Here is an 11466-nt window from a genome sequence, read left to right on the forward strand (position 1 = left end):
AGGCATCAGTGGTCGCGTAATTTTTGCCGCTTGATTGGGCTGGGATGCCCAAAACAAGCTTTCGCAAAAATAGAGACTCCCCAAAGATCAACCTGCCAATCTTTTGTGTTTTGGGATGAATTTGCAACAGGGATGTTGCTGAGCGTAGCAGAGACCAATTCAGTAGTCCTTTTAACAACCATCTTTAGGCTTCTTACATTCAACTTATAAGGGCAATCCCCGCTAATATACGGCAAAGCTTGCCGATCACTGTCGGTCTCTGAATGACCGCTCTCAAAATATAACCATCCGTCCACTGCAATCTTGTGGCTGTCTCTTCCTGGTCAATTGGGTGAGGTCGCCAATGGCTGCTTTGGAGACCTCCACTCCGTAGAATCTGGATTTGACTGACTGACCGGTTTGGAGAAGCGCGAGTGGCAAAAATGGGTCGCTATGGATAGCTATCCATAGCGACCCCTATGTATAGTACCCAACTATGTATAGAAGTGATCTATTTCGACTGGCAACCCGCGCATTGTCAGAGATGACTGACAGCGTGCTTTACATAATTATAGTGCTTGAAGAAACTGCAACAGTGCATCATCATCCGGTTGGTAACGGTAGCTTGGCTCCCCTGGCGACTGAAGTCTGGCCAAGGCCTTGTTCTTCATCGCCAAGTCGGCCTCTACATACCGATGGGTAGTGGTGGTGCTTTCATGTCCCAGCCATAAGGCAATCACGTTAAACGCCACGCCAGACTGTAGCAGATGCATAGCTGTCGTGTGACGGATGGTGTGAGGCGATATCTTTCGCTTGGACAGACTACTCATCGTCTGGGCGGCAAGCTCGACTGCAATATTGAGTCGCTGGGTAACATTGCAACGAGTCATCGGCTGACCATCTCGATTCGGCAGTAACGCGGCATCAGCATCTAATGCTGGATTACGTTTCAACCAAGCTCTGATTTCCTGGACCGTGCTTTTCCATAAAGGTGTCGAGCGTTGCTTGCGTCCCTTACCACGCAAGTGGACACAAGCCGATTCGCCCATGACGACATCGCCGACTTTGATACCAATGATTTCGGAAACCCGAGCGCCGGTGTTGTAAAGTAAGGTCAGTAATAGATGGTCGCGCTGGGATGTCCAGGTTTCACCGGGTTGGCCCAATATGGCTAACATCTCCTCGCGGCTCAGAAAACCCAGCATGGGTCGTTCGAACCGTTTCATGGGGATACCCAGCGCCTGTTCAATTACGAAAAATGACGATACGTCGCGTCGGGCGGCGAATTTCAAAAATGCGCGTAAGGCTGTCAGCCTCAAGTTCCGGCTACGCACGGTGTTGTGGCGTTGCAGTTCCAAGTGGTCCAGGAAGGCCAGGATCAAATCCGGGGTAATATCGGCCAATTTCACTGCCGTTGGCATTTTCCCCAGGCGATGCTGGGTGAAATCCAGGAATAGCAGCATGGCATCCCGATACGAGGCAATCGTGCGCGGACTCATGGCGCGTTGATTGACCAGATATTCGGTAAAAAACTGCTGGACCAAAGCCGAGAAGGAGACTGGATGGGGTGCTGTGGCTTCAGTCATGACACACCTCCGGTAACTGCGCAAAGGCTTCAAACCGATTGGCTGCCACGGCCATCAGCTCGGGAATACCCGTCATATACCAGTAAGTATTGGTGACCATGGCATGCCCGACATAAGTGGATAAAGCCAGCATCTGTCGGTCGACATCCATGCCTTGTGCCTGCCATAGCAGTATGCGGCGAACAACAAACGTATGGCGCAAGTCGTGAATGCGCGGACCATGATGGGCACCGCGATTGATCCAGCCCAATTGCTCACGTAATTGGATAAACACCCGATGAACCTGCCGAGAATCCAGTTTATGCCCGAGGAGTCGTCCCCGCGTACTGATAAAAAATGGCGTATCGTCCGTGACAGGGATATGGATGTCGCGTTGCGACCGATACTGTTTAAGCGCCTCTACCGTACTGGGATGAAGCGGTACATAGCGCGATTTGGCAAACTTGGTTTGCCGTATGGCAAGCATGCCAGTCTTTAAGTCGACATCAGAATCCAGTAAATGCAAGGCTTCGGAAATTCGCAGCCCCGTCGACGCGAGTAACCCGAACAATGTCTCGTAGGTAGCACCCCGCAAGCCTTGAATAAAGGAATCCAGGTTATGCGCGGCGGCCAGCAAATCGATGATCTCCTGCTCAGTATAAATATGCGGAGCCAAGCGCTGGCCGACTCGGCCAAAGATGCTGTCATCAGGTACCTCGGTGCGCGGTTCAAATTGTTGTAGGTAGCGGCAAAAGGAACGCAGATTCTTCAGTCGCCTGGCCCATGTGGCAGGATCATCGCTATGACCCTGGTCTTGCCGTGCCCAGTCTGCCATCAGCTCGACGGTTAGTGGTTCTTGGGTGTTCAAAGCATCAATATAATGAGCAAAACTGATGATTGAGTAGCCAGGCGAGCGCAAGCCAAAACCTAGTCGACGCCGTTCACGCAAGTAATTTTCGGCATGGGTTGTCATCGTAATAGGTATATTCATGATGCACTCCCAGGCCAAGGCAAGGCGACCGTTGCCAGGTTCTGGCTGTCGAGTTTGGCATAAACCAGTGTGGTATTGAGCGAGCGATGCCGCAAGACATCCGCCACTTCTTTGAGGGAGCTACCACTCTCCAGGAGTCTGCTGGCCATGGTATGCCTCAGCAAATGAGACCGCGTGTAGGGCAAGCCCGCTCGCGCATAAGCCTGGCGGATCGACTTCCGGATCAAATCAGGGCCGATAGGCTGATCGCGTGGCGCTATGTTACGAACGAACACCGCACGGTTACTGGTGGGTGGTCGTTCATACGTCAGGTAATCGGCAATCGCTTGACCGGTGGCCGCTGGTAAGGGCATGACATCTTCACGCCGTCCCTTGGTGCCATGTAGAGTAATCGTCGCCGCCGACCAATCGATGTCATCCAGGCTAAGATAAGCGACCTCGCTACTGCGCAGGCCCAGATCCAATGCGCAATGCACGATGGCCGCCGTTCGAAGCGCCGCCAGGCTATCCTGCGTAAGTGCGCTTAGCAAGCATTCTACTTCGTGCTTGGTCAGCGTTTTCGGTAGCGAGGCTTGTTGCCAGTTGGCCGGAAAACTGGTGACGCCGATCAGATGATGAACTGCATCGCCCAGGGTGGCGCGATAGCGAAAATAGCCGCGTAATGCCGAAACCGATGCACCGATACTGGCCGCCACGGAACATCGCGTGCTTTGGCTGGCTATGAACTGCTGAATCTGGTTCGGTTTGATCTCGGCAATCACCACTTCTCGATCGGCAAACTGCGCCAATAGCAGACAGCGAACGATACCAAGATACTGCTTACGTGTTGTGGCAGCGAGTCCGCGCACATGGCTCATGTGACCATCGAATCGTCGAAGTTCCTCGTCTACGGGCGTTTGGCCTATCGATGGATCGCCGATGATGGCATTGGCACGCAGGATTTTCAGCAAATGTCCCAGCGCCGCATGTAAATCTTTGGCATAAGAAAATGCCGGCTGCTCGCAGCAACAGCTTGGCAGGTGGTCATTTAGAAAATGTTGGATTAGCTTTTCATCGATGGTTTTGACATCAATATGGCTTTCGGTGATCCACTGAGCAAAATGCGTCAGTCCGGCAAGGTAATTATCAATGGTGTGGGATGCATAGCGGCAATCAAACAGGTGCAGCATAAATGCATCAACGAAGGGTGCCAATTGGCTGTCAAACAGCCAATTGCTTGTATGGTGATCAGATTTCATTCGAATCTCCTGAGGTGGGTGAGATTCCACTACAGGAGACAGGTAAAACTATGTCAAGCTAATGGCAGAGATAGCGTTCAATATCGCTGACATCGTGCCTTGCAGACTATAGCCATTTGGAGCTATACATAGTTGGGTACTATACATAGGGGTCGTTTGCCGACGACCAGATAACAAAATTTTGCTTAGTGCCAGTGACTGCTTTTAAGTAATATCAAGAGCAGTGTTTAACGGTGTCAAAGCATTTATATCCATCGGTTTATATTTGAAACTGTGGGTGAACTTTAGAACTTCTTCGATTGTTTGATCAACTGATCAATTTCCCAGTCTTCCTTATCAGACGACCCTATTTCCAGAGGGAAAACTGTTCCTCGAAACGTTAACCCGGCGAGGTATGATTCAGTTTCGCCTGCCAGCAAATCACTTCAAGAAAGACCAATTTACTGCAAACGACGGTTCTGTAAACTGATAAAATCAGCAGGTTATGACCAAGGGAGTTAAACAGTGATTAAGTCAGAACTGGTAAATGCGCTCAATGAGAAATTAGCTGAACTTTCGATAAAAGATGTAGATTTGGCCATCAATTGCATGCTGGCCCAGATGGTAGATGCATTAGTCCAGGGCCAACGCATCGAAATCAGGGGTTTTGGTAGTTTTGATCTGCATCATCGGACTGCCCGACTTGCCCGAAACCCTAAATCGGGTGAAAGGATTAATTTACCGGCTAAAGTAGTTATTCATTTCAAACCCGGCAAGGAATTGAGAGACCGCGTGGATGCAGCGCGCGCTCAATGCGACATCAAGGAATGAACTGCTTTATTTGGACAACTAATCCGACCCGAATGCGTTCACTGCTCATTTGTCGTGCTGTCTTACATTATTTTCATTACTCCCGATCACCGCCAACCAGCATCGGCATGAGCCATTAGTAATTAAAGCGCCGCTCACCGATTTCCCAACCGACCACGCGCGCGGATTATCGGCTGGAAGCCATCGCCAGCCACGCTTATTTTTTGTCGGTTTTGGGTCGACCGCCGACGATCAAAAACAAAAATACGCCCATGGCCAATGGTTGCTTTTGAATAGTTTCAAATGTCAGTTTTATTTCGTTGGCAGTCTATCAAACCGATTAAAATCGTTACCCTCGAATATCCGTTTTATCAATCTTCCGGTTCACGCTACTCATCAACTTTAGCTCAATCAGCCTAACCCACCAACACTTATCTCTGTGAGTCATTGATCAGCTTGTTTTTCGCGGTCATTTAGTCGCGATTAATTTGTCCGCTTGATTCATGATGATTGGGATCATGTCGATTTTGTCCCTTGGTATTTTCACAGCCCCAAAGGATCACCAGAATCAAAAGCATGAGTGCGGCGGGTTTCATCATCGTCTCCTTGGTCAAGGGCTGGCACAGACAAATAAGATAACAGAGTCTGACGGACCGCACCCTGAAATTCACACAAAAGTAGCAGGATCAGGTGGGACTGGTAAGGTAAGATCGGTAAATATGAACATTTGTTTTCGAGCGTTTACTGAATTGCAGGAGTGACGGTAACTGGGGCAGGAATGACTGGACGTTTTCGGCTTTTGACACTCGCCACGCAGTCTGTGCTTGATCGGCATCAAAAGGCTCTTGGTTGCGTTAATAGCCCTCTGTGTCAGGATAGTTATCACCCCGCACATGCTAATTGACGCCGGACAGCTTGTCTGAGTCTGGAAGCCCTGGCTAGCGTTGGCCTGTCACCGCCGTGTGGCCTGGATTCGCTTCGCTTACGCGGTCTAACGGCTCCGGTATTCCCTGCCGGAATGACGAGGTTGCTGTCCTGTCACGACTTCCGCGAACTATGCCATTAAAAATGGCCCCTTACGGGGCCGGGTGTTAGCGAGGTGAATACCCCTTCTGTGACAATGCGGATTGTAAACCCGCTATCGCGTTTCTCATGCGTTCGGCTTCGTCCGAGTTGACTGCATGATCGCTGAGGGCCTGCCAGCCCAGCCTTTTAACCAGCTGTGCCAGCGCCCAGGCGTCTTGATCGTTGAGTTCTAAAGTCAGGGTCACCGTCATCATAAAATGGCCTCCTTTGACTGAGCAGTTAATATTCACTGGGTAATAACAGGATCCGGTGCTCCCCCTCTTCGATCAGGAATAAACGCCAGTCCCCTGGGTGCAGATCGGTATAGAAGAGCTCGAAGCTGGCGAGCGTCACGTCATTGCCGTCCGTGACGGTGATGACCGCCGTTTTATCGGGGTTGACCGTCAATGACAGTGCCCCAAAGGCCTGTTGCTGGACTGCCAGGAACGGGGCTATTTCCAGCGCGACAGTATCGAGCAGCCAATAGGCGCCTTGTTTGCCGCCATGTTCGGCCAGGTACTTGACGCCATCGGTATACAGCAGCGTGGGATTGAAAGGATGCCGGTACCAGCGCTCGGTACCGGTGAATTGGTTTAATGATGAACGGGATGCCGCGGCATCCCGTTCGGGTTGGCCAGGTTGTTCAGGGTTGGCTTCTGTCATGGTGTTGCTCCACGGTTGGAAAAGGCGGGAACACACGTTTCCCCGAAACCAGGGATCGGTGTGCCCCGGTTGGGTTGATGACACTACGCTTTCAAGGCTTGCATGGCTTCAGCCAGGGTCCACAGCGCTTTATTCAGCCGCACATCGCCGTCAATGCCATTGATCTGGCGGGTGCGGGTGACTTTGCCCTGCTGATTGAGCCGCGGAAGACCGCCTTTGAGCAGATTTTCCTGAACCACGTTGAAGGTGGTCCATAAATCATCACCGGCATCGGCCGAGCGTCTGCGTCTCAGTACCGCCTGCTCGGTTGGTTTCGCATCGGTTTCACTGAAGCGTAAGGGCAAGGCGGCGTGGGCAAAGGCCTGTTGTTCAGCCTCGGATAAGCGCAATGCCGACATGTCGGCTTTGGCAGCGCTGATCCGGTCAAAGTTAGCGAGCACCTGATAAGCGCCCTCAATGACATTGTCCACCACCTGACCGCAGTGCCGGACGCGGATATCGTGGTATTGATCGCCACAGACCATGCCGTTTTGGCACACATACCGGAAACAGCCGGCCAGCATTTGATAGGAACTGGAGCCGTCATGTGAATTCAGTAAGATGATTTCATTGGCGGCATCGTCTGCTTCAATTTGACTGGCATGGCGCAGCCGGAGCATGTGTTTGGCAAAGCCCTGACGGGAATCATCCCGCACCAGGGCCTGGGTCGCCATGAACGGCTGAAAGCCTTCTTTTCGAAGGGCCGTCAAGACCACACGGGTCGGGATATGGGCATAGCGGTCGGACCGCGATTCATGGGCAGTATCGGCATAAATCGAAGGAACGACCGTACGTAATTGTTCATCGGTCAAAGGCAGGTGTGAACGCAGCAGCTGACCGTTGGTAAAGCGTGAAGCTAACATGGGTAGTCTCCAGTCAACCTGGGCATTACCGCCCCACTGGGACCGGATGCCCAGGGGGTTAAAAAATAACAGCGGTGTTCGGGGTTAAACCCGGTTACAACAAGCCGTTTTCAGCAAAGGAATACACCGATTCACCGATAATGAAGTGATCGAGTAATTTGACATCGATCAACGCCAGGGCGTTTTTCAATTTGTCGGTAATGGTTCTATCGGCCTGGCTGGGTTCTGCCTTGCCGGACGGATGATTATGGGCCACGATCATGGCGGCGGCATTGTGCTGCAATACCGCTTTGATGACTTCCCGTGGATAGACAGAGGCGCCGTCAATCGTGCCCCGGAACAGTTCATCCACCGCCAGCACTTGGTGTTGGCTATTTAAAAACACGCAGACAAAGACTTCATGTTCGTATTGTGCCAATTGCAATTTAAGGTATTCCGCCGCCTTGGCCGGTTCGGTCAGGGGGTTGCCGGTGCAAAAATGGCGTTTGAACAGCGCGGTGGCAGCACCGAGTACATCGGCTTCTGTGGCTTTACGGTAAGCACCGTTGCTTTCTTGAATGTATAACATGGGGGTTCTCCCGGGATTGAATGACACCGAAGCACACCGCACGTCCGCAACGCGAGGACTGTGTTGCCCCGGTTGGGTGGTTAAAATGGCTCACACTGAAGCAATCCAGATAAGCCGGTTTCCAAGACCGATCAGATGTCGACCGGATGGCTTGATTTAGAGGTCTAGCCAGGGCTGAGCCGGCTTGACCGTATACCACTCGTTGCCGGTTGGCGCATCGTGGTGAAAGTTCTGCAGGCGGACAGTGCCGTCTTCAGTGACGAAGACCTTGAAGGTGCAGTCGGTAGCGGGCAGGATGTTGGCCAAAAACCGGGCACCAGTGTCGGCCTCAAAGTCCTTAAAACCGTTGCGGCTGCGCCATCCGAAGTGAGTCACTTCGGCATGCCAATAGCCTGAGGGATTGAGCGTATTGAGGAGCACGGTTAACTGTTCGGTTAACGCAGCCCATTCATAGGCGATAAGATCAGGGTCTTCACAGCCTTTGGCAAAGCCTTGATCGACATCGGCCGCAGCGCCTATTTCAACTAGCAGGTGGGCCTGCTGTTGAGCCAGTGCTCCCGTATCCCACACCAAACAGGGTTCAGAATCAGTCAATTGATGGCCGTTCATAAGCATCTCCAATTCAGATTTAAAATCGAAGAACGCCGTTCCCCGCAGACCGGGAAATGCGTTCCCGATGGGGTTGAAAAAAAGTGTCTGCGGCAATTCCCACAGGAATCGGCAACCGGCATGGCAGACGCGCGGTTACTAAAGGTCTCACTGAAACGCAGTGAGCACGGGTAAAGCCTTGAGTGTGGGTAACGGTTTTTTCCCACTGCCCTGCCCTCTTGGGCAAGCCCTTCGGAAAAAACCGGGTGTACAGGCGATCTCAAGTCGGCCTGTACACCGTTGGGGTGGTAAAACAAGGTCAATTGCCATGGCGGTCTGTCACATGACAGGCGCTCATGCCTTACTCAGGTCGAAATGATCGACCGGCCACTCTGTAACTGCATGAGCCTGGTTTCCCGTTGTTTAACCTGAACTCACGGCGGTCTGACTGGATTATCGAGTGTTCTCAGCGCCTATTCAGTGGGCACGGTCTACCGCACAAAAGGTTCCATCACATACCGACGATGGCAGTCGGTGGGGTCAGGAAGCAACGCATTGATGCGCGTTTTCCCAGAAGGTCCTGCCGATACAAACCGGTAAGACCTTCTGCGAAAAGAGCACGGCTACAGGTCAGGGAGCGCTACCGCAAACCGCAACCTTCATCCCTGAGGGTTGGCGGGCGCCGGTAGCGCTGGGTTAAAAGGGAATCGCCCGTTCCAGGGCGGTGTAACAAAACGGGCCGGCATAGACGTCATCTGGCATCAAGACGGCGGCACACCACTCAGGTTGCTGAATTAAGGTTGCAAGCGCAGCGTTAAAAAAGCCGTCCTGATCGGTTTTGTCGCCAAACCGGGTACGGATCATGACCGGGGCATCCATCGCGTTGACCTCACGGCAGGCTTAAGCCGGGGCGGCCTGGGCGCTGTGATCCGGCGCGGTATGATCGGTGGTCTGGGGTGCGGCCGGGCCCTCGTTGCCGGCTTCGGCTTTGGACGGGGCAGTATACACGGTGACACCGTCGACCTTGATCCAGTGGATAAACAGCAGCCGGGCTTTCAGGCTGACGCCGGTTTCGCCCTGTTTGGCTCCGGATTCGTAGGTAAAGGTATCGGTGTACAGATCGCCGAGTTTAAAACCGATCAGGATCTTTTTATCGTCTTGACCGGCTTTTTGCATGCGTTTGATCAGCTTTTCGGCTTCCGATCCGCTGACCCGGCAATCGAAGCGGGTGTATTGCACCGCAGCTTCCGCACCGTGTAAGGCGGCGATATCACACGCCCAAAAGTTATCACCGCGCTTGACGCTCACTTCGCGAATGCGGTTGACATAACCGATGCCGTGAATATGAAGATCAAAGTAGTGGGTTTGAGTGGCTGTCGACATAAGGCTTCTCCAGGTTGGAAAGAAAAAAACCGGAATAACGCCCTGTCGCCCAAGGGGAAACAGGGTTTCCCGATGGGTCTAACATCTGCGCGATTCCCGCAGGAACCGGCTACCGGTGGACAGATGCGCGGTAGCGAAAGGTCTCACTGAAAACGCAGTGAGCACGGTGTAAACCTGAGTTCATCGCTTAAGGTCATCCCGCTGGGGCCACGCCAGTCTGCTGTTATCTCCTTCCGGTCAGACTCAATGATATTCGGTGTAAGCACAGGCCGGAAACCGGCTGCAGCCGATAAAGGTTTGCCCGCGGCGTTGGCCTTTGCGTACGATGCGCTCGACCCGTTGCCCCTGACCGCATTCCGGACAGGCCTCGCCGGTGGCTTGTGCAGGCTGGCGAAGCGTTCCGGGTTTGCCGTGCTCATCGTGGACAATCACCTGACAGTCCGGATAATTGCGGCAGCCCCAAAAATAACCGTATTGGTTCTTGCGCCGGACCAGCGGATACTGACAGCGGGGACAGTTAACCTGCATCTGGCCGCTCAGCCCGTCAAACTCGGCAGGCTGTTGCTGTTGCTGTTGCTGTTTCACCTGAGCCGTTAACTGCGACACGCTGCCGCCCTGGATTTTAACAAACTGATCGGCCTCGCCGCGGCCTTGGGCATTCGCGTCCAGGATCTGTATCCTGACGCCCGTTGTCGCAGGGTCTGGGCCGGACTCCCACAGCGCATCGAGCCTGCCACGCCCATTTGCGTAACCAAGCCATAGCCGCACAAGTAGACCGCCTGCCGGAACCTCGCTACCGAGAACAGTAAGAACGGTGAAACAAGGACCCTGATCGGGGCGATGTTCGAAACAGCTGCAGTCTGAGTCCGGTTCTGGTCTGCCGCAATCGGGGCCTCGGCTTGACTGAAACAGCGGCCCTCAGCGTCCGGTACCGCCAAGCCCAGCCAATGGCCAAAACAGCCGATCACGAAGACCTGAACGCCGCTAAACGAACTGTCTTGGCGGAGCCAGGCGCCCAAAACACGTACGATAGCGTTTGCCTGGCTGGGTTTTTCGCATAAACAACGTGCTGTCATGAAAGACCTGCTCACATAATGGGCCGGGGTCGCCTAACTGAAACAGCCGGCAAGAATGGCACAGCTCCCCTGTTGCCGATACAGTACTGATTTTGGCGGCAATATGAAGTGAAAACCCTAATCCCGTTGTGCTCGGTTTTTGAGTGACACGATGCCTGGCTTAACCCAGGTCTTTGAGGTATTTTTTCAAGCGCCTGATTTCATTCAAGCGCAGTGAATGGGCCAGATTCAACGCCAGAGCCCAGTGATCGAACTGCCGGTAGCACTGCTGAAGTTCCGGAGCCTGACGCAGCAACACGGCCTGACCTGCCGGGCTGTTGAGTAAGCAATAAGCTTGCTGGCCGCGAACGCCTCGCCGACGCCAACGGATATACACCGTCAACGAACGTACCTGTTGAACGTTCAGATACAGCTCCCGAGGTTCGGCCAGCACCTGCCGGAACGCCCCGGCACAGTCGTTCATCAACCTGACCACCTGGGTCATTTCTGATTCAAGTACCGCAATTCTGCGCCAGACCCCCTGCCGGGAGCTGAACGGTAACACGACATGAAGACGTTTTTCGAAATCACTGGCCATAGCGAAAGTCAACGAAAAGGAATAAAAAGGGCTAGCTCATCAAAAGGCTTCCCCTTACCCTTAAAGGGTTAAAACCTTTTGT

The 11466-nt window shown here is 53.1% G+C and carries 14 protein-coding genes; 1 reads left to right on the forward strand and 13 read right to left on the reverse strand.

Going from position 1 to position 11466, the window contains the following annotated elements:
• Positions 1-548: 548 nt before the first annotated feature.
• Genes GO003_RS21180 through GO003_RS21190 form a run of 3 tightly spaced genes read right to left on the reverse strand, consistent with a single transcriptional unit; the run spans position 549 to position 3773 of the window.
• Positions 549-1565, reverse strand: coding sequence for a tyrosine-type recombinase/integrase (locus tag GO003_RS21180; protein ID WP_231089133.1), 1017 nt, complete (start codon positions 1563-1565; stop codon positions 549-551).
• Positions 1558-2535, reverse strand: a complete 978-nt coding sequence (locus GO003_RS21185) for a tyrosine-type recombinase/integrase (RefSeq protein WP_159657609.1) — start codon at positions 2533-2535, stop codon at positions 1558-1560. The genes GO003_RS21180 and GO003_RS21185 overlap by 8 nt, the downstream gene beginning before the upstream one ends.
• The gene (locus tag GO003_RS21190) at positions 2532-3773 is read right to left on the reverse strand and encodes a site-specific integrase (RefSeq protein WP_159657607.1); all 1242 of its coding nucleotides are present in this window, start codon (positions 3771-3773) and stop codon (positions 2532-2534) included. Before GO003_RS21190 ends, GO003_RS21185 begins: the two co-directional genes overlap by 4 nt.
• Positions 3774-4277: 504 nt before the next feature.
• Here GO003_RS21190 and GO003_RS21195 point away from each other — a divergent pair.
• Positions 4278-4583 carry an integration host factor subunit beta gene (locus tag GO003_RS21195; RefSeq protein ID WP_159658464.1) on the forward strand — a complete coding sequence of 102 codons (306 nt, stop codon included), beginning with the start codon at positions 4278-4280 and terminating at the stop codon, positions 4581-4583.
• Between the two features lie 452 nt (positions 4584-5035).
• On the opposite strand, the gene GO003_RS26290 is transcribed toward GO003_RS21195, so the two are convergent.
• The 10 genes from GO003_RS26290 to GO003_RS21240 form a co-directional block, all read right to left on the reverse strand.
• A complete protein-coding gene (locus tag GO003_RS26290; protein WP_269144436.1) occupies positions 5036-5161 on the reverse strand; it encodes a hypothetical protein in 126 nt (41 codons plus the stop codon).
• Positions 5162-5653: 492 nt separating this feature from the next.
• On the reverse strand, positions 5654-5842 hold the full coding sequence (locus GO003_RS21200; RefSeq protein ID WP_206444753.1) for a DUF7706 family protein: 189 nt from the start codon (positions 5840-5842) through the stop codon (positions 5654-5656).
• Between the two features lie 25 nt (positions 5843-5867).
• Entirely contained in the window at positions 5868-6290 is a 423-nt protein-coding gene (locus GO003_RS21205; RefSeq protein WP_159658463.1) for a DUF6876 family protein, read from the reverse strand.
• An 83-nt stretch (positions 6291-6373) separates the two neighbouring features.
• The gene (locus GO003_RS21210; protein ID WP_159658462.1) at positions 6374-7192 is read right to left on the reverse strand and encodes a DUF932 domain-containing protein; all 819 of its coding nucleotides are present in this window, start codon (positions 7190-7192) and stop codon (positions 6374-6376) included.
• A 94-nt stretch (positions 7193-7286) separates the two neighbouring features.
• Positions 7287-7760 carry a RadC family protein gene (gene radC / locus GO003_RS21215; protein ID WP_159658461.1) on the reverse strand — a complete coding sequence of 158 codons (474 nt, stop codon included), beginning with the start codon at positions 7758-7760 and terminating at the stop codon, positions 7287-7289.
• A 156-nt stretch (positions 7761-7916) separates the two neighbouring features.
• The gene (locus GO003_RS21220; protein WP_159658460.1) at positions 7917-8369 is read right to left on the reverse strand and encodes a hypothetical protein; all 453 of its coding nucleotides are present in this window, start codon (positions 8367-8369) and stop codon (positions 7917-7919) included.
• A 675-nt stretch (positions 8370-9044) separates the two neighbouring features.
• Positions 9045-9227 carry a hypothetical protein gene (locus tag GO003_RS21225; protein WP_159658459.1) on the reverse strand — a complete coding sequence of 61 codons (183 nt, stop codon included), beginning with the start codon at positions 9225-9227 and terminating at the stop codon, positions 9045-9047.
• A 21-nt stretch (positions 9228-9248) separates the two neighbouring features.
• Positions 9249-9731 (reverse strand): STY4534 family ICE replication protein, encoded by a 483-nt coding sequence (locus tag GO003_RS21230; protein WP_159658458.1) that lies wholly within the window; start codon positions 9729-9731, stop codon positions 9249-9251.
• A gap of 243 nt (positions 9732-9974) precedes the next feature.
• Positions 9975-10499, reverse strand: a complete 525-nt coding sequence (locus tag GO003_RS26470; RefSeq protein ID WP_159658457.1) for a DNA topoisomerase family protein — start codon at positions 10497-10499, stop codon at positions 9975-9977.
• A gap of 468 nt (positions 10500-10967) precedes the next feature.
• Positions 10968-11384 carry a hypothetical protein gene (locus tag GO003_RS21240; protein WP_159658456.1) on the reverse strand — a complete coding sequence of 139 codons (417 nt, stop codon included), beginning with the start codon at positions 11382-11384 and terminating at the stop codon, positions 10968-10970.
• Positions 11385-11466: the final 82 nt, after the last annotated feature.

The organism is Methylicorpusculum oleiharenae (assembly GCF_009828925.2).
Taxonomy (GTDB): Bacteria; Pseudomonadota; Gammaproteobacteria; order Methylococcales; family Methylomonadaceae; genus Methylicorpusculum; species Methylicorpusculum oleiharenae.